Below are 25,962 nucleotides of genomic sequence, written 5' to 3' on the forward strand. Positions count from 1 at the left end.
CGGGATCGGCGGCCGTAGGTTTAGCCGAAAAGCTTCGCGGCGGTTTTGGCAATCAGTTCGCCCTGGTGACGAGCGCCGGAGAGTTCGATTTCGCTGGGCTGGCGCGATCCGTCTGCGCCGGCGATCGTGGTGGCGCCGTAGGGAGCCCCACCGACGATCTCGGTGACGCTCATTTGGCCTTGATGGCTATATGGCAGGCCGACGATGGTCATACCGAAATGGAAAAGGTTGGTGATGATTGAAAAAAGGGTGGTTTCCTGGCCGCCGTGCTGGGTGGCGGACGAGGTAAATGCGCCACCTACCTTGCCGTTGAGGGCCCCTCTGGCCCAGAGACCGCCGGCTTGATCGAGAAACGCCGCCATCTGGCTGCTCATGCGTCCGAAGCGAGTGCCCGTACCTACGACAATCGCGTCGTAGTGCTCAAGGTCGGCAACCGAGGCGACGGGGGCCACCTGGTCAAGCTTGAAGTGCGCATTCTTGGCGACTTCCTCGGGCACCGTTTCCGGGACGCGTTTGATATCGACGTGGGCGCCAGTGCTGCGGGCACCTTCTGCCACCGCGTTGGCCAGGGTTTCGATGTGGCCGTACGTCGAGTAATACAGAACAAGAACTTTAGCCATGGGAGCGATTCCTAATCGTTGGGGCAGCCTTCTGGCTGCGTGATTAAAAATCTAGCATGGGCGTTTGTTCAGAAATATAGGGATAATTTCTAGCATAATGTTCGATTAAATAGAAAAGATCAGCCGCTGGCCACCTGTTGACCGAAGCGTTCGATCAACCAACGGCCAGCTGGGCCCGGTGGCGAATCGGTTCTATAAATGGCATCGAATGTATAGGTGCCGCCTCTGCAGTCAGGCATATCCAGTTCGACCAGGCGCCCCTCCTCAAGGTCAGCCTGGACCATGGGAATAGGCATGTTTCCCCAGCCGATACCCTCTTTCAGAAGCATGTGCTTGGCGCCCAGGTCGGCCAGGCGCCAGGTGCGGGTGCTCACTACGGCGAAGTCCTTGTCACCGGTCAGCGTCGAGCGGTCGGATAACACCAGTTGCACGAATTCTCTGGCAGCCCCTGGCGATTTGGAGCTTTCCATCGCCAGCGGGTGAGCAGGTGATGCGACCGGTATCAATTGAACGCTGCCCACTCCGATGCGTTCGATACCGTCGAGGCCGATATCCAGCGGGCCGCTGACGCCGATGCCTGCTTTCTTGTTCATGACCAACTGAGTGACCGCGCCCAAGGCCTCCATATGCAGGTGCAGGGTGACGGTAGGGAACACTTCCCTGAACGTCTTAAGCGCATCCACTACGCGCTCTGCGGGGAGCATTACGTCGAGCGCGAGGTGGACTTCCGCCTCCAATCCGTGCAGCAAGCCGGAGACTTTGGCGCGAAGCCCGTTTACGCCGTTGGTGATGGTGCGTGCTTCGGCCAGGACCGTTCGCCCGGCGTCCGTCAGCTGCGGTTTGCGTGTGGTTTTACGGTCAAACAGAGAAACCCCGAGCTGCATTTCCAGGTTGGAAATCGTATAGCTCACCACCGAGGTGGCACGGTGCAATTTTCTGGCCGCAGCGGCAAAACTGCCCACTTCGACCACCGTCAGGAAAACTTTGAGTTGATCAAGCGTCGGCGTTCCAGGATCAGCGATCATTTCTATTGTCTCGAACGTTTTGGGCGAAATTATCCTAGTTTCGCAGAGAGTGGCGTGTCCATAGATTGAGGGCCTGATATCCAATCGAGGCTTTCGCAATGGCACATCTGTTGAATACCCGTATCGAGCAAATCATCCTTCCAAGCGTCCGTAATCTGGGCAACGAATTCAAAGTCAGACGCGCGCTGCCGTCACCTCAACGCATGACGGTCGGGCCCTTCATTTTCTTCGATAGTTTCGGCCCGGTGGTCTATCAGCCGGGCGACGGGCTGGATGCTCGCCCGCATCCACACATAGGCCTGTCGACGCTCAGCTATCTTCTCGAAGGCCAGATGATTCACCGCGACAGCGAGGGTTACGTGCAAAGCATTCGGCCCGGCGAGGTCAACCTGATGACGGCCGGTTCCGGCATCGTGCATTCGGAGCGAAGCAGTGACGATGACAGGGCGTCTGGCAGCCGACTCCAGGGCTTTCAAGCCTGGATTGCCTTGCCGGCGCGATACGAAGAAACGGCCCCCACCTTCCAGCACCTTGGCGCACAGCAATTACCGCAGATGGAAGCGGAGGGGGTGCGACTGCGCCTGCTTGCGGGATCGCTTTTCGGCATGACGTCGCCTACCAGAACCCACAGTGATCTGTTTAACGCCGAGGTCGTATTGGAGCCTGGTGCGCGGCTGAAAATCGGCGCGGAACACATCGAACGCGCGGTTTACGTGGTGAGTGGCGGGATCGAAATCGAGGGCGAAAGGGCTGCGGTAGCTGAGCGTTTACTCGTTTTCAAACCGGGTGAAGAGATAGTGGTGCGGGCGTTGGGCTTTACCCGCTTGATGTTGCTGGGCGGAGAACCGCTGGCGGAGCCGCGGCATGTCTATTGGAACTTCGTATCCAGTCGGCCTGAACGAATCGAACAAGCAGTAGAAGACTGGAGGCAAGGTGCGTTTGGCCAGGTTCCAGGGGATAAGGAATTTATTCCCCTCCCTGCATGACATGGTCGTGAGCACCCTGCTGGTCCGCTTTGGCTGGTTTGCTGCCCGTCACAGGCAGCTATTGGCCGAAAGCAGCCGTTCATGTCTTGTAAATGGTTTCAGCTAATCGCACTTACGTTACTCACTGACGCGCGATCAAACTTGTGCTGCGCTATGTGATTGGATTGCTCATCTCCTTTCACCTCTCGCACTTGTATCTTCCCGTCGTCTACTCGGACGATTCCCCCTCCCCACAACCCGCCAGACTGCCGTCCAGCCCAGTAATCACCACAAGGCAGTCCCATGGAATTCGCGTTCAGCGATGAGCAGGAGATGATCCGCGCGTCCGCCGAGAGTTTTACTCAGCCGCCGTGCGTGCGGCGATGGCGTCCGAGCGGGGGTATGACCCCGCGCTGTGGTAGCGCCTGTGCACGGAGATGGTGTGGCCGGCCATTCATATTCCCGAGCAATACGGCGGGTTGGGGCTGGGGTTCGTGGAGCTGGCGATTCTGCTGGAGCAGATGGGCCGGCGTTTGTTCTGTTCGCCCTTTTTCGCCACGGCCTGCCTGGCCACGCCGGCGCTGTTGCTGGGCGGCAGTGATGCGTGGAAGGCGCGCTGGTTGCCGCATTTGGCCGAGGTCCGCCTGACCGCGACCCTGGCCGGGCCATAGCCGTGAAGGGCCGGAGGCGATGTTTCGTCATCGAGAGGCGCTTGCGCCAGGTGCCGGATGGCCACGAGGAAGGACTGCTGGTTTTGGTCGGCCGGGGCGTTGAGGTGGGCGGCAAGCCGGCCAGCCAGGCGCAGTCGAGGGGGATCACGGGATGTCCCTGACCAGGCGGAAGCCGAGGTTGTCCGGCGGCTGCCCGGCGGCGCAGCCACCGCCGCGCGCGTCGCGCACGAAGTCGTTGATCGCTGCGCGGTGGCGGCCTTCGGCGATGCGGATCGAGCAGGCCTCGATGCGGCTGAGCTGCGCCCCTCGGGCATCGAGCTTGATGCGCTGGTGGCAGCTGTCGGTCCATTCCCAGACGTTGCCGGCGAGGTCGGCGATGCCGAATTCGTTGAGCCCGTGGCCGCCGCGTGCCAGCGGCCGGGCCGATTCGGCGGTGCGCGTCTCGGCTTCGAAGCTGTAGCGGGCCAGCCAGCGCCGTGCCGGGTTGCTGCCGTCGTCGTCGATGAGCAGGGCGTCGTCGGCCCAGCGCGAGCCGGCGAAGAAGGCCCATTCCAGGTCGCTGGGCAGGCGCCAGCGCTGGCCGGTGCGGCGGCTCAGCCAGTCGGCGTAGAACTGCGCGTCCAGCAGGCTCACTCCGGTGATGGGCAGGTCGTCGCGGGGGCTGCCCCCTTCGCTCAGCGGCAGGCAGTCGCCCTCGGCCACGCAGCGCGCGTACTCGGCCTGGCTGACCTGGTACTTCATCACCTCGAAGCCGGGTTGTAGCCGCTCGCGCCGGGCGGGGGCGTCGATGGCGCGAGCCTCCTGCCAGTAGTCGCCGGCGGGGCGGAAGGTGAATGCGCGGGCCGTCAATGCCACCGTTTCCGGTGCCGGCCCGGGCGGGTGCCGTGGACCGAGAAGAAGGGCCGCCGCCGCGATGGCGAAGGCGGCGGGCAGGCTGATCCGGGTGGCCTTGTGCATGGCGGCGGCGTCCGTTGGCCAGGGTGGATGGCCGGCCCTTGCGGGCCGGCCGGCGGGCTCATTTGATCGGCGATGGCGGCTCGACCTGGCTCATCAGGTCGGCGTTCCATTCGCCCTCGACCTGGAAGTGCGCGGTGGCGCCCAGCAGCACGCCTTCGATCAGGTTGTGGTTGAGGTAGGCGTACAGGCCCGGCTGGCGGAAGGTGTAGAGCGCCGCGCCGGCCGCGCCACCCGGGATGAACCAGGTCTCCAGGTCCTGCTCCGGCGGGTTGCTGAACTTGCCGCTGGCCCAGACGTGGTCGCCGTGGCCGCCGATCAGGTGCGGGCGGGTGTCGCGGTTGGCCTGGGAGTGGACGACCAGCACCGTCTCGCCGACGCGGGCCTTGAGGGCGTTCTTGCCGGTCAGGGCGCCCACCTTGCCGTTGAACACGATGTGGCTGGGGACCAGCCCCTTCATGACGCCCAGCATGTCGGCGAAGCTCTCCATCGGGCTGGCGTAGCGCTTGAACCTGCCGTCCTTGTCACGCGGGACGTAGAAGTCCTGTTCGCCGACGTAGAACACCTTGTCGTACTTCAGCGCCTTGCCGGCGCGGTCCTTCAGGCCGTCACGGGGGAGCACCATGATCGCGCCGTTCATGCCCGAGACCACGTGCCAGGGGATCATCGCGCCACCCGGTGCGCAGTGGTAGACGAACACGCCGGCGCGGGTGGCCTTGAAGCGCAGCTTCACCTGCTCGCCGGGGTTGACGATGGTCAGCGCGCCGCCGCCCAGGGCACCGGTGGCGGCGTGGAAGTCGATGTTGTGGGCCATGACGTTGGTCGCGGGGTTGACCAGGGTGAGCTCCACGTAGTCGTCCTGGTGCACCACCATCAGCGGGCCGGGCACCGAGCCGTTGAAGGTCATGGCGTGGACTTCGGTGCCTTCGTCGTCGAGCACCAGGGTCTTCTCTTCGATGGTCAGGGTGAACTCCACCACCTTCGGCGAGCCGCTGGCGCGGGCCTCGTGGGCGTGGACGAAGGGTGGGGCGACCAGCTCGACCTTGACCCGCTCCAGCCTGGACAGGTCCGGGGCCGCACCCGGTTTCTTCGGTGCCGGCTCCGCCCCGGCCAGCGCCTTGCCGCTGCCGAGCACCGAGCCGGTGACGCCGAGCACCACCGCGCCTGCGAGCAGGGTGCGGCGGGAAAGGGACATCGCTTCCTCGTCGTGCATGATCATCTCCGTAATGACTACCGTCGTTGGCTACAGAGATACCGCGTGGCCAGGAACTTTCCTTGAGCTGAGACAAGCAAGCCTGCAACTGGACAACCTGCTGCCGGGAGGATGTGCGTCATGTCGCGTTTGTGCAGGTGCCGGCCTTGCGCAAGGTGGGGCGGGCTCAATCCTTCCCGAAAAAGCCCTTGGCGTCCTGCAGGTAGGCCTCGCGGGTGGGGCCGTCCAGCCAGCGTGCGTAGAGCTGGATCAGCTCCTCGCCGCGCAGCTCGCGGATCACCTCGTTGATCGCCTCGATGGCCCGCTTGCCTTCGGGTGTCTTCGAGCAGCCCACGTAGGCGAGCAGGTAGCTGGGCATGCCCTGCACCGGATGGAAGCGCAGGTCGGAGACATCCACGCCATCGGTCTCGGCCAGGTAGCGCACCTCGGGCCAGTAGCCGAGCAGGGCGCTGATGCGGCCGTGCTGCTGCATCTGCAGCAGGCTGCCCAGGGCGTTGTTGCCGTGGTGCACCAGCAGGCGCTCGGGGGCTGCGGCGTGCAGCGTGGCGTCGATCGACGGCCCGTAGCTGCGCTCCACCAGTACGCCGAGGCGCTGGCGCGGGTCGGCGAGAAAGGCCGCCAGGTCGATCCTGCCGTCCTTCAGGTAGGGCTGGATCTCGCCCTCCAGTTCCCGGCGCACCACCACGCCGTTGGTCACCACACCGAGGGTGGGGATGGAGAAGTACATCAGTTGCTCGCGCTCCTGGGTCCTCAGCACGCCCGCGTCGCAGGTGAGGGTGTCGCGGGCGAACATCTGGTTGGCACGAGCGCGGTTGACGCGGCTGTTGACGTGGCGGTACTGCGGCAGCCGCTGCTGCAACAGGCCGAGCATCCGGTCGGCGATGCCCTGGCCCTTGAGCGGGCCTTCCATGATGTTGAACGGCGCCATGTCGCGCACCGTCCAGGTGATCAGCGTGTCGGGTGCCGCCGCACAGCCGCCGGCGGCCACCAGCAGCGCGCCGCCGAGCAGCAGGCCGCGCAGGCGCGAGCGGAATCCGGGCCGACCCGCCATGGGCGAGGGGGAGGGTGGGCAGCTCAGATGGCGCCTTCCTTGCGCAGGGCGTCGATGCGTGCGGCGTCGTAGCCCAGGGCACCGAGCACTTCGGCATTGTGTTCGCCCAGTTCCGGGCCGACCCATTCGGCCGAGCCCGGGGTCGCCGAGAGCTTGGGCACGATGCCGGGCATGCGGAACGGCTTGCCGTCGGGCAGGCGCGCCTGGAGGAACATCTCGCGGGCGATGAACTGCGGGTCGGCGAACATGTCCTCGGCGGAATAGATGCGGCTGGCCGGCACCTCGGCACGGGTCAGCACCGCCAGCACCTGGTCCAGGGGTAGCGAGCCGACCCAGCGGTCGATCACCCCGTAGAGTTCGTCGCGGCGCGCGTCACGGCCGTCGTTGCTGGCGAGCGTCGGATCGAGGGCCAGGTCCTCGCGGTCGATGGCGAGCATGAAGCGCTTGAAGATGGCATCGCCGTTGGCGCCGATCTGCACATGGCGGCCGTCGGCGCTGGTGTGGATGGAGGAGGGGGTGATGCCGGGCATGATGTTGCCGGTGCGTTCGCGGATGAAGCCGAACACGTCGAACTCCGGGACCATGCTCTCCATCATGGCGAACACCGCCTCGTACAGCGCCACGTCCACCACCTGGCCTTCGCCGCCGTTGACCTCGCGGTGGCGCAGCGCCATGAGCGCGCCGATCACGCCCCAGAGCGCGGCGATGGAGTCGCCGATGGAGATGCCGGTGCGCACCGGCGGGCGGTCCTCGAAGCCGGTGATGTAGCGCAGCCCGCCCATGGATTCGCCCACCGCGCCGAAGCCCGGCTGGTCCTTCATCGGGCCGCTCTGGCCGAAGCCTGAGAGGCGCAGCATCACCAGCCTGGGGTTCAGCGCGTGGAGCACGTCCCAGCCCAGGCCGAGCTTTTCCAGCACGCCGGGGCGGAAGTTCTCGATGAGGATGTCCGCCTCGCTCAGCAGGCGCTTGAGGATGGCGATGCCGTCGGGGTGCTTGAGGTTCAGCGTCAGCGACTTCTTGTTGCGCGCCTGCACGAACCACCAGAGCGAGGTGCCCTCGTAGAGCTTGCGCCACTTGCGCAGCGGGTCGCCGCCATCGGGGGACTCGACCTTGATCACCTCGGCGCCGAACTCCGCGCACAGGCGCGAGGCGAAGGGGCCGGCGATCAGGGTGCCGAGTTCGATGACTTTCAGTCCGGCGAGGGGCTTGGCGAGGGTATCCATTGCACGTCCGTGGGGCAGGAAAAAACCCGCCTAGCCTAGACCATTGCCCCGTTTCAGGGCAGCCTTCGGCCGGCTGCTTTTTCGTGAATCAGTTCGGTCTTCGGCCGATCCCCGCTTTCCAAGGCGCGACGAGGGGGTTCTAATCCCCGGCGACACGGCACGCGTACAGCAGAAACCATGGACAGGTCCTCATGCCCCGCCGCTCCTCTTCCCACCTTTGCAGAACCCTTCGGGCCCGCTCCGAGGCTTAGTCCTGCGCGCGTCTGGCACGCTTCGGAAATATTACATGTGATGGATTGAAAGCTTACATGTGATGGATTAATCTGCGCCCATGGAAAACAAGTCATCCGCCCATTACCAACGTTTGTTCCGCCAGCGCCTGCGTGATCAGGGGCTGGTGAAAAAGGAAGTCTGGATACTGCCGGAGAACGCCCAGGCGCTCCTGGCGGTTGAACGCAAGCTGCGCCAGCCTCAACCGGGGCCGGTCAATCTGGAAAAGGAGGGGGCCATGGAAATGCCTCAGATCTGGAATGCGCGAGCGCTCTGCGAGGCCTTGGCCGCGACCGAGCTCTTCACCCGTGGCGATGCCGGCATCGAGCTGATCGAAGGTGCCGAGCCCAGCCTGCACGTGACCATGCGCGAGTACGGCGACCTGCCGTTGTTCGTCGCCCTGCACGGTGAGCAGATCATCGTCGAGGCGCTGCTCTGGCCGCAGAGCGACGTGCGCGACCTGGCTGCCTTCAACGAGGAGGTGCTGCTCAGTCGCCAGTTGTTCCCGCTGTCCAGCATCGGCCTGGAGACGCTGCCCGGCGGCGAGCGTTGCTACACCATGTTCGGCGCCCTGAGCGCCTCCTCGATCCTGTCCAACGTGGTCTACGAGATCGAGACGCTCGCCAGCAACGTGATCCGCGCCACCGAAGCCTACGAAGGCTACCTGAAGGCTCAGGCCTGAACTGGAGGAAGCACATGAACGTTTGGAGCAAGCTGCTCACCGCCCTGCGCGGCGGTGTCAACGAAGCCGGCGAGGCCATTGTCGACAGCCAGGCGCTGCGCATCCTCGACCAGGAGATCCGCGACGCCGACCTGGAGCTGCGCAAGTCCAAGGAAGCCCTGGCCGAGATCATGGCGCGGCAGAAGCTGGCCGAGGATCGTGCCGGCAAATGCACCGCCAAGATCGGCGAGTACGAAGCCTATGCCCTGAAGGCCCTGGAAGGCGGCAACGAGGCCCTGGCCAAGGAAGTGGCGGAGAAGATCGCCAACCTGGAGAACGAGCTGGCCGTCGAGCGCGAGCAGGCCGCCGGCTTCGCCGCCAGCGTGGCCCAGCTGCGCAAGGCCGTGACCCAGGCCGAAGGCAACATCAAGCACCTGAAACAACAGGTCGATACCGTCAAGGCCACCGAGAGCGTGCAGAAGGCGCAGATGGCCGTGGCCCAGCGCTACAGCGGCTCGCAGACCAAGCTGCACACCGCCGTCGAATCGCTGGAGCGGATCAAGCGCCAGCAGGCCGAGCGTGCGGCGAAGATGGAAGCGGCCGCCGAACTGGCCGCCACCAGCAGCCCGGACGATGACCTCGATGCCAAGCTGCGCGCAGCCGGCATCGTCGCCGACGGCACCAGCGCCGACAGCGTGCTGGCCCGCCTGAAGGACAAGGGCAAGTCCTGATCCACCGTTGAACGGGCGGGGTCGCTCGACCCCGCCCAGCCTTTTCAGGGATAGGAAAGCGATGGAAATCTTCCTGCAGACCGCACTGTCGTTCCCCACCGTGCTGTTCAGCTTCCTGCTGTGCCTGGCCATCGTCTACTGGGCGATCGTCGCGCTCGGCCTGGTCGAGGTCGACCTGCTGGACGTCGAGGCCGACTCGCTGCTCGCCGGCGATGGCGTCGCGGCCCTGCTGTCGAAGCTCAAGCTCAACGGCGTGCCGGTCACCCTGGTGCTCAGCCTGCTGTTCGCCGGCTCCTGGTTCCTCAGCTATTTCGCCGAACTCCTGGTCCTCAGCCACCTGCCCCTGGGCCTCCTGCGCTACCCGCTGGGCCTGGTCGTGGCCGTGGTCGCGCTGGGCCTGTCGCTGCCCGTGGCGGCGCTCATCTGCAGCCCGCTGCGGCCGCTGTTCCACAAGGCGGAGGCCGTCACCAGCAAGAGCGTGCTCGGCCAGACCGCCATGGTGCGCAGCGGCCGGGTCACCCTTGCGCATGGCGAAGCCGTGCTCGAAGACGGTGGCGCCGGGCTGATCCTCAAGGTCCGTGCCGACGAAGCCCTCGGGCTCAAGCGCGGCGACCGCGTCGTATTACTGGAATACCTGGAGGCGCAGCACGCCTATCGGGTCATCACCGAGGACGAATTCCGGGGCATATGACCCGGTGCGCCTCAGCATCAAAGGAGAGTGATTGCAAATGAACAACATCGAGTGGGTGATGCCCTTCCTGACCGTGCTCGGACTCGTCGTCCTGTTCGTGGTCGGCATCCTGGCCCTGTTCAAGGCCTTCTACATCAAGGTCCCGCAGGGCACCGCGCTGATCGTCAACGACATGTCCTCCACGCCCAAGGTGCACTTCACCGGCGCCCTGGTGTACCCGGTCATCCACCTCAAGGAGTTCATGCGCATCTCGCTGATCACCCTGGAAGTCGACCGCCGCGCCAAGGACGGGCTGATCTGCCGAGACAACATGCGCGCCGACATCACCGTCGCCTTCTACCTGCGCGTCAATGAAACCCAGGAAGACGTGCTCAAGGTGGCCAAGGCCATCGGCGTCGAGCGTGCCTCCGACCGCGCCGCGGTGAACGAGCTGTTCAACGCCAAGTTCTCCGAAGCGCTGAAGACCGTCGGCAAGCAGTTCGACTTCGTCCAGCTGTTCGAGAACCGCCAGGACTTCCGCGACCGCATCATCGAGGTGATCGGCAACGACCTGAACGGCTACGTGCTCGAAGACGTCGCCATCGACTACCTGGAGCAGACCGCGAAGAACTCCCTCGACCCGAGCAACATCCTCGACGCCGAAGGCATCCGCAAGATCACCGAGCTGACCGCCGCGCAGAACGTCATCACCAACGAGCTGGAGCGCAACCAGGAGCTGGCGATCCAGAAGAAGAACGTCGAGACCCGCGAAGCCGCCCTGGCCCTGGAACGCCAGCAGGCCGACGCCGAAGCCCGGCAGAAGCGCGAGATCGAGACCATCCGCGCCCGCGAGGAAGCCGAGACCGCCAAGGTCAAGGAAGAGGAGCGCCTCAAGGCCGAGCAGGCGCGCATCCAGGCGCAGCAGGAGATCGACGTGCGCGTCGAGAACCACCAGCGCGAAGTGGAAGTGGCCCAGCAGAACCGCCAGCGCGCCGTGGTCATCGAGGTGGAGAAGGTCACCCGTGCCAAGGACCTGGAAGTGGTCGCCCGCGAGCGCGAGGTCGAGCTGCAGCGCATCGAGAAGGAAAAGGCGCTGGAAGAACAGCGCAAGAACATCGCCAACGTGATCCGCGACCGCGTCGCCGTCGAGAAGACCGTGGCCCAGGAAGAGGAGCGCATCAAGGAAGTGCGTGAGATCTCCGAGGCCGAGCGTGCCAAGCAGGTCATCGTGCTCCAGGCGCAGGCCGAGGCCGAGCAGGAGCTGGTGCGCCAGGTCAAGCAAGCCGAGGCCGACGAGACCCGCTCCAAGCACAAGGCCGTGGAAATCAACAACCTGGCCCAGGCCGAGCTGGAAGCCGCTGCCAAGCAGGCCGAGGCCAAGAAACGCCTGGCCGAAGGCATCGAGGCCGAGCGTGCCGCCCCCGGCCTGGCCGACGCGCGGGTGCTGGAAGTCACCGCCGCCGCCAAGGAGAAGGAAGGCCTAGCCGAAGCCCGCGTGCGTGCCGAGCAACTGATCGCCGAAGCCCGTGGCGAGCAGGAGAAAGGCCTGGCCGACGCCCGCGTGCTGGAAGCCGCCGCAGCAGCCAAGGAGAAGGACGGCCTGGCCGAAGCCAAGGTGCTGGAAGAGAAGCTGGGCGCCCAGGCGCGTGGCGAAGAACAGCTCGGCGCCGCCAAGGCCAAGGCCACCAAGGACCTGGGTTCGGCGGAAGCGGAAATCCTCCTGCAGCGCCTCAACGCCGAGGCCGAAGGCCTGGGCAAGAAGTTCGGTGCCCTCGATGCCCTCAGCGACAGCGCTCGCCAGCACGAGGAGTTCCGCATGCAGCTGGAGAAGAGCTTCGAGGAAGCCATGGCCGCCATCGCCGCCAACAAGGACATCGCCAAGGACCAGGCCGAGGTGCTCGCCACCGCACTGGGCAAGGCGAAGATCGAGATCGTCGGCGGCGAAGGCGACTTCTTCAACTCCTTCGCCAAGTCGCTCTCCGTGGGCAAGGCCATCGAAGGCGTGGTGGGCAAGAGCCCGGTGGTGCAGGACGTGCTGGCGCGCCTGCTCAATGGCAAGCCGGCCGCTGCGGCCGTCGCTGCCCCGGCCAAGGCCGAGCCGCAGGACCCGGTCGCCGGCGCCTGACGGTTGGCCCCGGGAGCGGGCTGCGTCCACCGACGCCCGCTTCCGGGGTCGTTCCCCCACATGGTTTCGAAGGCTGCTCGCGTTCTTCTCAGTGGGTTCCCGCGTTCGCGGGAATGACGGTGCCCGGTATGGCCACCGTCATCCGCGCGGACGCGTGGACCTACACAACGGCAGCTCTTTCAACAGCGTCGCAGATTCAGGAAGACCACGATGTCGGATGCACACGCCGCAACCCCCGCACAGGATGTATTGGACAAGGCCGTCGCCGAAGGCGGCGCCTACGAGGTGCTGCACAAGCGCCTGCAGGACCAGGGGCAGCGCCTGCGGCAGACCACCGAGGCCCTCAACCAGAAGCGCCTGGAAGAGTTCGGCAACAGCCGCATGGACGTCATCGGCCGTGTGCGCATCCGCACCGAGAACAACTGCATCGCCCGCGACATCGTCCAGGTCGGCGACTGCCTGCTGTTCGGCTACAACGTGTTCATCGGGCTGCGCAAGGAAACCCATGTCGCCGACGTGTTCTCCCTCTACCGCCTGGTGGAGGAGGGCGAGGGCTACGAAGCCGAGCCGGTGCCGCTGGAGGGTTCGTTCCTCGCGGCCCAGGGCTTCGTCAACGACTTCAACGAGCTCTACACCTACTACAAGAACACCCGCCTGCTGCAGCTGGCCATCCGCGACGGCAAGCTGCTGGCGAGCTTCCAGATCGGCGAGCGCATCAGCGACATCCGCGTGTTCCGCTGGTCCATCTCCGCCGATGGCCGCGAGGTGCGCTACATCGACAACCGGGGCGAGCGCGACATCGCCCTGCCGGCGCCCTTCGACTTCGAATGGAAGAAGGCCACCCGCGACATGGTGGTACAGGGGCGCTTCCCGCACCTGAACATCCTCGACACGGTGTTCGTCGAAACCATCGGCGGTGACCTCACCATCAAGGTGGAGAACAACACCGAGGATGGCCTGGGCATCTACCGCGAGGAGGTGCTCGACAAGACCCAGTCCCTCGACGACGCCCAGGTGGAGTTCGCCCGCCTCGGCAGCCTGGTGCTGCTCAAGGTGCTGCCCTACCGCGAGGAGCAGTGGCGCTACCTGGTGTTCAACGGCCTGACCCGCAAGGTCGAGCGCATCGACGCCATTGGCCTGGCCTGCGTCCAGCTGCCGGAAGACCACGGCATCATCTTCCCCGGCGGCTACTACCTGCAGAGCGGCGAGTACAAGACCTTCGAGCAGTCCATGGACGGCATGCGCTTCAAGCGCGCCGTGCGCTCGCCCAACGGCGAGGACGTGCAGTACGTCTTCTACCACCCCGAGCAGGGCCGCGCGGTGCTGCTCACCTACAACATGATCAACCGCCAGCTGCAGAACCCGCTGTTCGGCCATGGCTACGCGCGCCTGGAGGACGGGCGCATGGTGATCTTCGCCGCCGAGGGCGACGAGCCCACCCGCATCCACCCGATGCAGGTCTGGCAGACCCCCTTCTGCACCGAGGAATTCGCCGCCCGCCAGCCGGCCCGCAGCGGCTTCCTCGGGCGCATCGGCAACGCCGAGCTGGTGCGCGGCGTCTCCGACCTCTATGACCTGTGCCGCGAGATCGACGCACCCGCCGTCTCGGTGCAGCGCTACTCGCTGCTGTGCCAGAACACCCGCCGCCTGTTCGACGTCTACCACTGGCTGGGCAGCGACCAGCTCGACGGCCTGGCGCCGCTGCTGCGCGAGGTGGCCGCCACGTCCGAGCTGGTGCTGGACGAATACGAGAAGGTCGAGAGCATCCGCCGCCAGTCCGACCAGGCCATGGCCGGCGCCGAGGCGAAGCAGAAGGCCCTGCTCGACGGCCTGCTGCCCGACAGCTGGGACCAGGCGCAGAGCTTCGTCGACGCGCTCAACGGCATCACCGCCCAGCGCGGCCTGCTGCTGACCATCCGCGACTACCGCTACATCGATGTCGCGCGCATCGACGCCATGGAGGCCGAGCTGCTCGAGGCCCAGGCGAAGACTGCCGCCGCCACCGCGACCTTCCTCGCCAGCGAGCAGGCCCTGCAGCCCTTCGTCACCCGCCTGGAGACCCTCGACGCCGAGGCGCAGAAGGCCGAGACCGTGGCCCAGCTGGCGGCACCCCTGGCCGCCTTGCAGGCCATGGCCGCCGACCTCGACATGCTCTCCAGCCTGATGGCCTCGCTGCAGATCGACGACGCCACCCAGCGCACCCGCATCATCGAGTCCATCTCCGAGATCTACGCCCGCCTCAACCAGGCCAAGGCCCGTGCCGAGCAGCGCCGCAAGGGGCTCGGCTCCACCGAGACCGTCGCCCAGTTCGGTGCCCAGTTCAAACTCTTCGGCCAGGGCATCACCAGCGCCCTGGCCCAGGCCCAGGACCCCGAGCGCTGCGACGAGCAGCTGTCGCGCCTGCTGGTGCAGCTGGAGGAACTGGAGAGCCGCTTCGGCGATCACGAGCAGTTCCTCGGCGACATCCTCGCCAAGCGCGAGGAGCTGCTGGAAACCTTCGAGGCCCACAAGCAATCCCTGCTCGACGAGCGCCAGCGCAAGGCCCAGGGCCTGCTCGACGCCGCCCGGCGCATCCTCGAGAGCCTCGGCCGGCGCACCGCCAAATTCACCCATGCCGAGGAGCTCAACGCCTTCTTCGCCGCCGACCCGCTGATCCTCAAGCTGCGTGAGCTGGCCCAGCGCCTGCGCGAGCTCAAGGACAGCGTCAAGGCCGACGACGTCGAGGCCCGCCTCAAGGGCGCCCGCGACCAGGCGGTGCGCGCCCTGCGCGACAAGAGCGAGCTGTTCGAGGAGGGCGGCAACGTCATCCGCCTCGGCCCGCGCCACCGCTTCAGCGTCAACACCCAGGAGCTGGACCTGACCCTGATGCCCCGGGGCGAGGCGCTCTACCTGCACCTCACCGGCACCGACTTCCTCGAACCGTTGCGCGACCCGGAGCTGGAAACCCTCAAGGCCTTCTGGCAGGTATCGCTGGAGTCCGAGTCCGAACGCCTGTACCGCGCCGAATACCTCGCCGGCCAGGTGCTCGACGCCGCCGACGCCTCGCAGGAGAACCTCAGCCTCGACGGCCTCAAGCAATGGCTGGGGCAGCCGGAGGAGCTGGCGCGGGTGATTCGCGACTTCGCCGCACCGCGCTACAGGGAAGGCTACGAGAAGGGCATCCACGATCACGACGCCGCCGCCATCCTCGCCCAGCTGCTGCCGCTGCGCGAAAGCGCCGGGTTGCTGCGCCACGGGCCGCTGCCGCGTGCCTTCGCCGCGCTCTACTGGGACCTGCAACGCGCCGCCGAAGGCCCGGCCCAGTGGCCGGAGCGGGCACGCACCAGCCGCCATATCCAGCAACTGTTCGGCCGCCGCGACGGCCTGCTCGACCTGCAGGCGGAGATCGCCGCCGCCATGGACGCCTTCCTCGCCACCGAGCCCCTGGGCCTGGCCCCGGCCGAGGTGCGGGAGGCCGCCGAATACCTGGTGAGCGAACTGGCCGCCGAGCGCATCGAATTCACCTTCAGCAAGTACGCCCGCCAGCTGCAGGAGGCGCTCAAGCTGCGCCTGCAGGGCGCGCGCATGTGGGACGACTACCAGCAGGCGCTCGGTCGCCTCGACGGCCGCCCGGCGGCGCAGTGGGCGCTGGCCGGCAACTGGCTGCGTGGTCTGTGTTCCGAGGCGGAGTACGGCGCATTGCAGGACTACCTGCCCGAGGCGGTGGCGCTGTCGCTGCTGGCCGAGGACTTCCCGCGTCGGGTCACCGAGGTCGACCTGCGCTTCGTCGTCACCGGCTTGATGGGCGAGCACCCGCGCATCCAGGAGCACAGCCTGCAGCTGGCGGTGGACGACTTCTTCGCCCGCCTGCGCCAGCACCGCGAAGGCTTCCTGCCCGGCCTGCAGCGCTACCAGGCGCTGCGCCAGGCGGTCATCGGCCGTGAGCGCGAGGCCCTGCGCCTGGCCGAGTTCAAGCCGCGCCCGCTCAGCTCCTTCGTGCGCAACAAGCTGATCAACGATGTCTACCTGGGCGTGATCGGCGACAACCTGGCCAAGCAGATGGGCACCGCCGGGGAGAACAAGCGCACCGACCTGATGGGCCTCTTGATGCTCATCTCGCCGCCCGGCTACGGCAAGACCACGCTCATGGAATACGTGGCGCACCGCCTCGGCCTGATCTTCATGAAGATCAATGGCCCGGCCCTCGGCCACGAGGTGCGCTCGCTGGACCCGGGCCAGGCGCCCGACGCCACCTCGCGCCAGGAGCTGGAGAAGCTCAACCTGGCGCTGGAGATGGGCAACAACGTGATGCTCTACGTCGACGACATCCAGCACACCCACCCGGAGTTCCTGCAGAAGTTCATCTCGCTCTGTGACGGCACGCGCCGCATCGAGGGCGTGTGGAAGGGCCGCACCAAGACCTACGACATGCGCGGCAAGAAGTTCTGCGTGGTGATGTCGGGCAACCCCTACACCGAGTCGGGCGATGTGTTCCGCATCCCCGACATGCTCGCCAACCGCGCCGACATCTATAACCTCGGCGACACCCTGGGCGGCATGCAGGACGCCTTCGCCCTCAGCTACATCGAGAACGGCCTGACCTCCAACCCGGTGCTGGCGCCGCTGGCCACCCGCGACATGGCCGACGTCTACCGCTTCGTGGCCCGCGCCGAGGGCAAGCCCTTCTCCGCCAACGAGCTGAGCCACAGCTACAGCGGCGCCGAGATCAACGAGATCACCACCACCCTGCAGCGCCTGATGCAGGTGCGCGACGTGGTGCTCAAGGTCAACCAGCAGTACATCGCCAGCGCCGCCCAGGCCGACCAGTACCGCACCGAACCGCCGTTCAAGCTGCAGGGCAGCTACCGCAACATGAACAAGATGGCGGAGAAGATCTCCGCCGTGATGAACGACGCCGAGCTGCTGCAGCTCCTGGCCGACCACTACCAGGGCGAGTCGCAGCTGCTCACCACCGGCGCCGAGGAGAACCTGCTCAAGCTCGCCGAGCTGCGCGGCAACCAGAGCGCGGAACAGGCCGAGCGCTGGGCGCAGATCAAGCGCGACTTCATGCGCAACAAGTCCATGGGCGGCAGCGACACCGATGTCGGCGGCCGCGTGGTGGCCCAGCTCAACGACCTGGTGGAAGGCGTGCGCGGCCTGGCCCGCCAGCCCGAAGCGGAGGAGGCCCCGGCCGATGCCCAGATGCCCTGGCGCGAACTGCTGGCGGCCCTGGAGAAGCTGGTGCAGAAGCCGGCCAACCTCGAGGTCGAAGTGGTCGCCCCGGCCCAGCAGGGCGTGCGCGAGGTACTGGAGAGCCTGGCCGCGAGCCTGGAGAACAGCTTCCTGCCGCTGATCCGGGTGATGGACAAGAAGATCGACGTCGACCTGCGCACCCACCACCGCATCACCGACATCTCCAATCGCCTCAACCAGCTCGGCGAGATGATGGGCGCCGGCAAGGCACCGGGCGGCGAGTCGTCGTGACCCGCCGGGCCGGCCCGCGCATCCGGCTGCTCGCCGGCATCGCCGGGCTCATGCTCCTGCTGCAGCTCGCCAACAGCCTCAGCGGGCAGGCCCTGAACGCCTGGGGCCTGCTGCCCCGGCACCTGGACGGGCTGCTCGGCATCCTCTTCGCCCCCTGGCTGCACGGCAGCTGGGTGCACCTGGCGAGCAACCTGCCGGGCCTGCTGGTCCTCGGCTGGCTGGCGATGCTCGGCGGCATCCGCGCCTTCCTCCTGGCCAGCGCCAGCATCATCCTCGGCAGCGGCCTGCTGGTCTGGCTGTTCGGCCGCACCGGCATGCACGTCGGCGCCAGCGGCTGGCTGTTCGGCCTCTGGGCGCTGCTGCTGGTGCGTGCCTGGTTCCAGCGCAGCTGGCTCGACCTGCTGGTGGCCGCGCTGGTGCTGTTCTACTACGGCGGCTGGGTCTCCGGCCTGCTGCCGCAGTCCGGGGTTTCATTCGAATACCACATCGCCGGTGCGCTCTGTGGCGGGCTCTATGCCGCCCTGGCCAGGCCGCGCCGCACAACCTGAAGACAGGGAGGCTCCATGGATTTCGACGGACTCGACCAGCAGCTGCGCGACAGCCTGCTGGACCTGAAACTGAGCAACGAGGAGCGTGACGAGCTGCGCCAGCTGGGCAGTGAGCTGGGCCCGGACCAGGTGCGTTACCTGCGCAACCGCGCCTTCGACCTGGTGCGCGAGCTGGCCCTGGCCGATGCCGCCAACACCCTGCCGGCGCTGAAGTGGCTGGAGCAGGTGGTCAAGACCCTGGACGTCAGCGCAGCACCGGTGCGCACCCTCGCCAGCGCCCACTTCAGCCCCGGCGAGGAATGCCGGCGCAAGATCCGCGAGTTGCTGCGCCAGGCGCGGCAGAGCGTGGACATCTGCGTCTACACCATCTCCGACGACCAGCTCAGCAGCGAGATCCTCGCCTGCCACCAGCGTGGCATCGCGGTGCGGGTGATCAGCGACAACGAGAAACAGTTCGACGAAGGCAGCGACATCCGCCAGTTGCTGGAAGCCGGCGTGCCGCTGCGCATCGACGACAGCCCGTTCCACATGCACCACAAGTTCGCCCTGTTCGACGGTCGCCTGCTGCTCAACGGCAGCTTCAACTGGACCCGCAGCGCCAGCACCAGCAACGAGGAGAACCTGCTGGTGATCGACAATGCGCAACTGGTGGGCAGCTACCTGGCGGAGTTCGAAGAACTCTGGAAGCGCTACGCCCCGCGCTGACCGGGCGCGGCACCGCGCTCGCAGGATGGGTGGGGGCACGAAACCCATCGATGCGAAGTCCCGGGCGTCTCGCGAGTATCAGCCCGGCACCGCCGTTTTCGTAGGGGCGCCTTCAGTCGCCAAGCGGCGCGTAGCGCCGCCCCGGAAGTGCCCCGACCGTGAATCCATCCCCCAAAATCCGCATCCGCCGATTCAGCCCATCCCCCTGATTCCGGCACAATGCGCCGCTGGAAACCGCCCGGGACGCCCCATGCCGTCGATCGCGAAACGCCTGTCCTTCTACCGCGCCTGCTACCAGGCCGATAGCCGCGAACTGCAACTGGACGATGTCAGTACCTTCAAGGCCGAGCGCTGGGGCTGGCTGGACGGGCGCGAGGAGCTGGCCAGCGGCGCCCTGCCCTTCGCCGCGCTGTCGGCCGAGCTGGGCGAGCACTTGTTGCAGCAGCAGAACCTCTACCAGCGCGAGCTGCAGCTGATCTACGGCGTGCTGCCGGTGTGCGGCCGGCGTAGCGATGCGGAAGGCAGGACGGTGCGCCACTGCGCGCCGCTGGTGTACTTCGAGGCGCGCCTGGAAAGCCTCGGCGAGGGCGCGCCGCCTAGCCTGGCCATCGACCTCGCCCAGCCCCAGCTCAACCGCCGCCTGCTGCGCCAGCTGCTCAAGGCCGATGCCGAGCCGGGGCTGGAAAGCCTGCCGCTGCCCGGCGGTGCGCTGGACGATCACTACCTGGCCGACCTGATGGCCTGGCTGCAACGCTTCACCGTGGTCGGCGAGGTGCTGCCGGCCAGCGCCTTCCCGGTGCTGGAGGGCGCCGCGACCCTGAAGAAGGCCATGGCTGCGCAACGCCTGTCGCTGCGCGCCGCGGCGCTGGTGGCCCTGGCCGAGCGCGGTGCCGGCAGCCGCGGCATTCTTCATGAACTGCAATTGCTGCAGGGCGCGGAGCGCCATTCGCCGGCACTGCGGCAGTTGCTGGGCGAGGATGCGGTCGGCGAGGAGAATACGATCCTCGGCACCCCCAGCCGCCCGGAAGCGTTGCCGGCCTCCCTCAGCCTGGCCCAGCGCCAGGCCCTGGCCAACGCCACCCGTTACCCCCTGAGCTTCGTCGCCGGGCCGCCCGGCACCGGCAAGAGCTACACCCTCGCGGCGCTGGCGCTGGACCGCCACCTGCAGGGCGAGAGCGTGCTGCTGGTCAGCCGCAGCCAGCAGGCGGTCACCGTGATCGCCGACAAGCTGCGCGACGACCTCGGCCTGCGCGACGGCGTGCTGCAGGTGGAGGAGCAATCACTTTTGCGCACCCTGCGTTCGCGCCTCGACCAACTGCTGCAGGGCGAGCTGCCGCCATTGGAGGAGGGCGCCGTGGCGCGCCAGCAGCGCGCATTGAAGGACCTGCTGGACGAGGAGGCCGCCTTGTCCCGGGCCTTCGACAAGCGCAGCCGCCAGGCCTTGCGCTGGAGCGGCCTGCTGGTGCGTGCCGAGCGCGGCGCCCTGGCCTTCTGGCAACGCTGGCTGCAGGTGCCCTGGGTCGAACGACGGGTGCGCGGCAGCGTGCGCCACTGGCAGGTACTCGACGACCTGCGCGACTGCCAGCGCCGCCGCGAGGCCCACAGCCGGCAGTACATCGACAGCCTGCGGGTCGAACGCCTGCAACGGCTGCTGGACAGCGACCGGCAGACCTTCGTGCGCTACAACCAGGCGATCCGCGCGCGCAGTTCGCAGCGCCAGCAGTCGCTGTTCGACGAACTCGACCCGGCGCGCCTGCTCGCCGCCTTCCCCATCTGGGTGGTGAGCCTGGACGACCTGCACAAGGTGCTGCCGTTGCGCGAGGGGCTGTTCGACGTGCTGGTGATAGACGAAGCCACCCAGTGCGACATCGCCAGTGCGCTGCCGGCCCTGCAGCGTTGCAAGCGCGCGGTGGTGGCCGGCGACAGCCGCCAGCTGCGCCACGTGTCCTTCCTCTCCCGCGCCCAGGAGCGCCAGCTGCTGCAGCGTGCCGAGTTGCCGGAGAGCGACCAGCAGGCCTGGAGCTACCGCGACAACAGCCTGCTCGACCTGGTGGGCGAACGCCTGGCCAGCCAGCGCGCGCTGACCTTCCTCGACGAACATTTCCGCGGCCGCCCGGCGCTGATCCGTTTCAGCAACGAGGCCTTCTACAACGGCCGTATCCGGGTGATGAAGGAGCGCCCCGAGCAGCTCGCCGCCGAAAGCCTCAGCCTGCACCGGCTGGAGGGCCAGCGCGTGCCGGCCGGGCACAACCCGGTGGAGGCGCAGCGCGCCCTGGAGCTGCTCGAAGAGCATGTCGGCCGCTACCGCGACAGCCAGGTCAAGCCCAGCGTCGGCCTGCTCTCGCCCTTCCGCGACCAGGTGGAACACTTGCGGCGCCTGCTCGCCGAACGCCTGCCGGGCGAGTTGCTGGCGCAGTTCCGGGTGCGCGTGGCCACGCCCTATGGCTTCCAGGGCGAGGAGCGCGACCTGATGATCCTCAGCTTCGCCATCGACGGAGCCGGCGCCCAGGCGGCGCACTACCTCAACCGCGAGGACATGTTCAACGTCGCCATCACCCGTGCCCGCGAGCACCAGATGCTGCTGTTCAGCGGCGACGAGCGGCAGTTCGCCCCCGGCCACCTGTTGCGGCGTTACCTGGAGCGCCTGGAGCAGGGGCAGGGCCACGACAACGGTGGCCAGGCGGTGGATGCCTTCCAGCAGCAGGTGGCGGAGGCGCTGCAGGCGCAGGGCGTGCGCGTCTGGTCCGGCTACCCGGTGGCCGGGCATTGCCTGGACCTGTTCTGCCAGCGCGGCGAGCGGGTGCTGGCCATCGACCTGATCGGCTACCCCGGCGCCAGCGAGGACGTCTTCGACCTGGAGCGCTACCAGGTGCTGGCCCGCGCCGGGCTGGAAATGATCCCGCTCAGCTATGCGGTATGGAAGCTGCAGCCCCAGGTGGCCCTGGAGGCGTTGCTGCTGCGGCTGTGAATGGCGGGTGGCCATTGGCCGACGGCAGGCCGTGGCGGGCGCACACGGTTACGCGTAAAGTGCGACGCAGGTCACATTTTCATTCGCTGCCTTTTCCGGTACCACCATGCACGCCGTCGCTCGTCACTCCAGCCCGCCGCCCCTTTCCGGGGCGGCGATCGTTCGCCATGGAGTGGCGTCATGGCGCTGAACATCCCCACGCTGGTGCTGGTCGACGTCTACATCCTCATGCTCCTCGGCCTGCTGGCGGGCCGCGCCTGGCGCCGGGGCAGCCCCGAGCCCACCCTCGGCTACCTGAGCCTGATGCTGCTGCTCGGCGCGCTGGCCACGGTGCTCGGCAGCCTGCGCGGGATGAACATCGATCTGGTGCCCATTCTCCTCGGCAACATCGTGCTGCAGTTCAGCTGCGCCATGAACTGGACGGCCATGCGCGTGTTCGCCGGGCGCCGCGCGCACCTGCCGGGCATCCTCGCCGGGCCGCTGCTCTGGGCCGTGCTCTGCAGCGTGCCGGCCTTCTATGAATCGCTGCCGGCGCGGGTCTTCGTCGGCACGGCGCTGACCCTGGGCTACACCCTGCTCGCCGGCCTGGAGCTGTGGCGCGCGCGGCACGAGCTGCAGGTGTCCATAAAGCCGGCGCTGGCGCTGCACCTGATCCACTTCGCCACCTATGGCGTGCGCCTGGTGGTGGACCGGGGCGTGCCGTTCCAGGCCGCGGTGGACGGGCAGAGCACCGGTTTCTTCGCGGTGATGGTGTTCGAGACGCTGCTCTACGCCATCGGCATGGCCTTCGTCACCCTGGCGATGGTCAAGGAGCGCACCGAGCTGCAGTACAAGCACGCCGCCTTCAGCGACCCGCTCACCGGCATCGGCAACCGGCGTGCCTTCATGACCTCCGGCGAGGCGCTGCTCAAGGCCTGCGCGGCGCGCAAGGAGTCGGTGGCGCTGCTGCTCTGCGACCTCGACAACTTCAAGCGGCTCAACGACACCTTCGGCCATTCGGCCGGCGACGAGGTGCTGATGGGCTTCTGCGCGGTGACCTCCGCGCGCATGCGCAAGCACGATGTGTTCGGCCGGATCGGCGGCGAGGAGTTCGCCTGCCTGCTGAGCGACGCCGATGCGGCCACCGCGACGCTGGTGGCCGAGCGCATCCGTCGCGAATTCGCCGAGAGCGACCTCCTCGGGCCCGGGCGGCTCAGCGTGAGCATCGGCATCGCCACCTCGTCCCAGGCCGGGCACGAGCTGTATCGGCTGCTGTCCCTGGCGGACAAGGCGCTCTACGAGGCGAAGAACCAGGGGCGCAATCGCGTGGAGCACTACCACTCCGCCATTCCCACCCGCCCCGCCCGGGGCAGCTGAAGAACCGGCTGCGTGGCCATCGCCGCGTGAGGAACAGGCTCAAGTCGCATGCGTCGGGTCACGTGGCCAATTCGTAGGATGGGTCGGGCGGCGTTCCGCGAGCTTCGCGAAACCCATCAATGCGGAATCCCAGGCATTGCCGGTGTGCCGAGCTCAACTCCGCTTGGTGGAGGTAAAAAGCGACCTCCACCCTACACAGCGGTCACGTCCCAGCGGTGGCACGAGCGCTTTGTGTAGGGGCGACTTCAGTCGCCAAGCGGCGCGCAGCGCCGCCGCTCTTAGGTTCCCAAGGCGCCGTTGGCGAGGGCATCGAGCAACTCTTGTTGCAGCTCATCCGCCCGCTGCGGCGCTTCCGGGCGCAGGCGTTCGATGGCCTGGCGCAGGCGGGCGAGGGGGTTTTCGGGGGCCATCAGGTTGCGCAGGTCGAGCAGGGCGATGGCCTGTGGATAACGGCCCTGGTCGATGTGATGGCGCAGCAGCGCGGCGTCGAGGTCGCGGCTGTCGCCGCCCAGTTCCAGCAGGCGGTCGCGCAGGGTGGCGGCCTGCTCCGCCTGGTCGATGGCGATGGCCGCTTCGGCCAGCGTCTCCAGGTACCAGGTGCGTTCGTCCGGGTCTTCGATCTCCTGGGCTTCCCAGTGCGCCAGCGCCTTGTCCAGGGTCTCTCGGGCAGCGTCCTGCAGCCCCAGGCGGTGTTGCAGGCAGGCCAGGTGGCAGGCCTGGTCCAGCTGTTCGTCCCATTCCAGTTGCTGGCGCAGGGCGTCGAATTCCTCCAGGTCGGCGGTCATCCGCACCGGGTCGCGGGCCGGGTCGCCCTGCAGGCGGCTGCGCAGGGCCAGCAGGCGCAGGCGAATCCAGTCGGTCTCGTCGTCCACGGTCTCCATGGCTTCCAGCCCCTGGTGCAGCAGCGCCGCGCTCCAGGCCGGCTGGGCCTCGGCGCAACGTCCCGCCAGTTCCAGGCACAGCCAGGTGGCGTCGGTGCCGTCCAGGCCGCTGGCGCGCAGCAGGGCATCGGCGCGGGCGGTGTCGGCATGGCCGGCATGCCAGGCCATGAGGTCGGCTAGCAGGTCCTGCTGCATCCCTTCGGGGGCCAGGGCCAGCAGGCGTTCGGCCAGTTGCGGGCGTTCGCCGTCCAGCGCCAGGCGCAGCATGCCGTGCCAGTCGAGGGCGTGCAGGGGCATGTCCGGGCGCGCGAGCAGCTCCAGGGCCTGGGCTTCGCGGTTGTTCTCCAGCAACAGGGTGACGGCGTCGTTGGCCAGGAGCGCGTCGGGGGTGACGGCGAGCTCGCCGAGCAGGTCGAGGCGTTCCTGGGCCAGGCATTCGCGCAGCAGTGCCTGGAAGTCGCCGGGGGCCTCCTGCACCGGGACGTTGAGCATGGCGCGGGCGCGCTCCAGGCTGCGGCTGGCGGCCTCGGGACGTTCCAGCTGGCGTTGCAGGCCGGCCAGCAGCAGGTTCTGGCGGGCGGAGAGGGCCTGGCCCACCTGGCCTTCCTGGCCGGCGGTGACGCTGTCGAGCAACTGGCGGCCCTGCTCCGTGCGGCCGGCCGCGGCCATCAGCGGGATGCTCAGCAGCGGGGCTTCGGGCAGGGGGCTGGCGCTGGCCTCGAGCAGGTCGAGGGCGGCGAGGGCGTCGGCCGTCTCCAGCAGGTTCTCCAGCATGGATTCCAGGGCGGACTGGCGGTAGCCGGCCTTCAGCTCGGCGAGGGCTTCCAGCGCCAGGGCGCGGTCGCCGGCGAGCAGCAGGGCCGGGGCCACCTGGTGCATGGCCAGTTGCCGCGCCTCGCCGTCCAGGCGTTGCGCCAGCTGGTGGCCCAGGTGCGGTTCGAGCAGGGTGAGCAGGGCGACCCGGTTGATCTGCGCGGCACCCTCGGCGCTGACGCGGGTGGGCCGGGCACGCCGGGCCGAACGCAGCAGCGCCACGGCCAGGAGGGCGACGATGCCGGCCACGATGATGAACGCTTCCATTGGCTTCCTTTCCTGAAGTGCGGACCGGGCCGGCTTATAAAGGGGGCCGCCCCCGGCTGGCAACCCCGAGTCGCGCGGGCTGGGAACCCGAGCGCATTTCCAGGGCGCCGAACGGCCGGATGGCGCCCGGGCGCGGCAGCGGGTTTCGGGTTAGACTTGCCGCCTTTTCGCCTAACCAAGAAGCCCGCACATGGCCCTGCAAGCGACGCCCTACAAAGTCGAACTCAACCTCACCGACCTCGACCGCAGCGTGTACGAGAACCTGCGCTTCACCGTCGCCAAGCACCCCTCGGAAACCGAGGAGCGCCTGGCCGTGCGCCTGATCGCCTACGCCCTCTGGTACCACGAGCAGCTGTCCTTCGGCCGTGGCCTGTCGGACGTCGACGAGCCGGCGCTGTGGGAGAAGAGCCTCGATGATCGCGTCCTCCACTGGATCGAGGTGGGCCAGCCGGACGCCGAGCGCATCACCTGGTGTTCGCGCCGTACCGAGCGCTTCAGCCTGGTGGCCTACGGCAACCTGCGCGTGTGGCAGACCAAGGTGCTGGACGGCGTGCGCAGCCTGAAGAACATCAATGTGGTCGGCATCGACCAGCAGGCCCTGGAGAACCTGGCCAAGGACCTGCCGCGCTCGATCAACTGGAGCGTGATGATCAGCGACGGCGAGCTGTTCGTGACCGACGAACGTGGCCAGCACGAGATTCCCCTGGAGTGGCTGGCCGGCGAGCGCTGATCACCGCCCCACGCGGCCGCCCGGCTCACCCGGGCGGCCCCCTGTTTCACGG

At 67.5% G+C, this 25,962-nt stretch carries 19 protein-coding genes; 12 read left to right on the forward strand and 7 right to left on the reverse strand.

Translation table 11 applies throughout. The annotated features are described in order from the left end of the window. Positions 1–20: 20 nt before the first annotated feature. Positions 21–620 (reverse strand): NAD(P)H:quinone oxidoreductase, encoded by a 600-nt coding sequence (gene wrbA, locus PHLH3_RS06805; protein ID WP_213628663.1) that lies wholly within the window; start codon positions 618–620, stop codon positions 21–23. A 119-nt stretch (positions 621–739) separates the two neighbouring features. Beyond that, the gene (locus tag PHLH3_RS06810; protein WP_213628664.1) at positions 740–1,645 is read right to left on the reverse strand and encodes a LysR family transcriptional regulator; all 906 of its coding nucleotides are present in this window, start codon (positions 1,643–1,645) and stop codon (positions 740–742) included. Between the two features lie 98 nt (positions 1,646–1,743). Between PHLH3_RS06810 and PHLH3_RS06815 the strand changes: the two genes are divergently transcribed. Both PHLH3_RS06815 and PHLH3_RS30285 read left to right on the forward strand, forming a co-directional pair. After that, positions 1,744–2,631, forward strand: coding sequence for a pirin family protein (locus PHLH3_RS06815; protein WP_213628665.1), 888 nt, complete (start codon positions 1,744–1,746; stop codon positions 2,629–2,631). Between the two features lie 416 nt (positions 2,632–3,047). After that, the gene (locus tag PHLH3_RS30285) at positions 3,048–3,281 is read left to right on the forward strand and encodes an acyl-CoA dehydrogenase family protein (RefSeq protein ID WP_244862990.1); all 234 of its coding nucleotides are present in this window, start codon (positions 3,048–3,050) and stop codon (positions 3,279–3,281) included. A gap of 144 nt (positions 3,282–3,425) precedes the next feature. Here the strand turns inward: PHLH3_RS30285 and PHLH3_RS06825 are convergent, their stop codons facing one another. From PHLH3_RS06825 to PHLH3_RS06840, 4 genes are all read right to left on the reverse strand, one after another. Then, positions 3,426–4,238 (reverse strand): SUMF1/EgtB/PvdO family nonheme iron enzyme, encoded by an 813-nt coding sequence (locus PHLH3_RS06825; protein WP_213628666.1) that lies wholly within the window; start codon positions 4,236–4,238, stop codon positions 3,426–3,428. A gap of 58 nt (positions 4,239–4,296) precedes the next feature. Beyond that, entirely contained in the window at positions 4,297–5,448 is a 1,152-nt protein-coding gene (nirK, locus tag PHLH3_RS06830; RefSeq protein WP_213628667.1) for a copper-containing nitrite reductase, read from the reverse strand. A gap of 166 nt (positions 5,449–5,614) precedes the next feature. After that, positions 5,615–6,499 (reverse strand): TIGR02285 family protein, encoded by an 885-nt coding sequence (locus PHLH3_RS06835; protein WP_213628668.1) that lies wholly within the window; start codon positions 6,497–6,499, stop codon positions 5,615–5,617. A 23-nt stretch (positions 6,500–6,522) separates the two neighbouring features. Beyond that, positions 6,523–7,722, reverse strand: coding sequence for a CaiB/BaiF CoA-transferase family protein (locus PHLH3_RS06840; RefSeq protein WP_213628669.1), 1,200 nt, complete (start codon positions 7,720–7,722; stop codon positions 6,523–6,525). A 331-nt stretch (positions 7,723–8,053) separates the two neighbouring features. Here PHLH3_RS06840 and PHLH3_RS06845 point away from each other — a divergent pair, with 331 nt between their 5' ends. The 9 genes from PHLH3_RS06845 (at position 8,054) to PHLH3_RS06885 (ending at position 23,219) form a co-directional block, all read left to right on the forward strand. Further along, entirely contained in the window at positions 8,054–8,674 is a 621-nt protein-coding gene (locus tag PHLH3_RS06845) for a YjfI family protein (protein WP_213628670.1), read from the forward strand. Between the two features lie 14 nt (positions 8,675–8,688). After that, positions 8,689–9,384, forward strand: a complete 696-nt coding sequence (locus PHLH3_RS06850; protein ID WP_213628671.1) for a PspA/IM30 family protein — start codon at positions 8,689–8,691, stop codon at positions 9,382–9,384. Positions 9,385–9,445: 61 nt separating this feature from the next. Further along, positions 9,446–10,075, forward strand: coding sequence for an OB-fold-containig protein (locus PHLH3_RS06855; protein ID WP_213628672.1), 630 nt, complete (start codon positions 9,446–9,448; stop codon positions 10,073–10,075). Between the two features lie 58 nt (positions 10,076–10,133). Continuing rightward, the gene (locus PHLH3_RS06860) at positions 10,134–12,179 is read left to right on the forward strand and encodes a flotillin family protein (RefSeq protein ID WP_213630444.1); all 2,046 of its coding nucleotides are present in this window, start codon (positions 10,134–10,136) and stop codon (positions 12,177–12,179) included. Between the two features lie 210 nt (positions 12,180–12,389). Beyond that, the gene (locus PHLH3_RS06865; protein ID WP_213628673.1) at positions 12,390–17,642 is read left to right on the forward strand and encodes a DNA repair ATPase; all 5,253 of its coding nucleotides are present in this window, start codon (positions 12,390–12,392) and stop codon (positions 17,640–17,642) included. A 50-nt stretch (positions 17,643–17,692) separates the two neighbouring features. Then, the gene (locus tag PHLH3_RS06870) at positions 17,693–18,190 is read left to right on the forward strand and encodes a rhomboid family intramembrane serine protease (RefSeq protein WP_213630446.1); all 498 of its coding nucleotides are present in this window, start codon (positions 17,693–17,695) and stop codon (positions 18,188–18,190) included. A 15-nt stretch (positions 18,191–18,205) separates the two neighbouring features. After that, positions 18,206–18,895, forward strand: coding sequence for a phospholipase D-like domain-containing protein (locus PHLH3_RS06875; protein WP_213628674.1), 690 nt, complete (start codon positions 18,206–18,208; stop codon positions 18,893–18,895). A gap of 250 nt (positions 18,896–19,145) precedes the next feature. After that, positions 19,146–21,863, forward strand: a complete 2,718-nt coding sequence (locus PHLH3_RS06880; protein ID WP_213628675.1) for an AAA domain-containing protein — start codon at positions 19,146–19,148, stop codon at positions 21,861–21,863. Positions 21,864–22,043: 180 nt separating this feature from the next. Further along, positions 22,044–23,219 (forward strand): GGDEF domain-containing protein, encoded by a 1,176-nt coding sequence (locus PHLH3_RS06885; RefSeq protein WP_213628676.1) that lies wholly within the window; start codon positions 22,044–22,046, stop codon positions 23,217–23,219. Between the two features lie 278 nt (positions 23,220–23,497). Here the strand turns inward: PHLH3_RS06885 and PHLH3_RS06890 are convergent, their stop codons facing one another. Next, the gene (locus tag PHLH3_RS06890; RefSeq protein WP_213628677.1) at positions 23,498–25,180 is read right to left on the reverse strand and encodes a hypothetical protein; all 1,683 of its coding nucleotides are present in this window, start codon (positions 25,178–25,180) and stop codon (positions 23,498–23,500) included. A 190-nt stretch (positions 25,181–25,370) separates the two neighbouring features. Between PHLH3_RS06890 and PHLH3_RS06895 the strand changes: the two genes are divergently transcribed. After that, on the forward strand, positions 25,371–25,910 hold the full coding sequence (locus tag PHLH3_RS06895; protein ID WP_173176284.1) for a YaeQ family protein: 540 nt from the start codon (positions 25,371–25,373) through the stop codon (positions 25,908–25,910). Positions 25,911–25,962: the final 52 nt, after the last annotated feature.

This window comes from Pseudomonas sp. Pc102, from assembly GCF_018408275.1.
Taxonomy (GTDB): Bacteria; Pseudomonadota; Gammaproteobacteria; order Pseudomonadales; family Pseudomonadaceae; genus Metapseudomonas; species Metapseudomonas tohonis.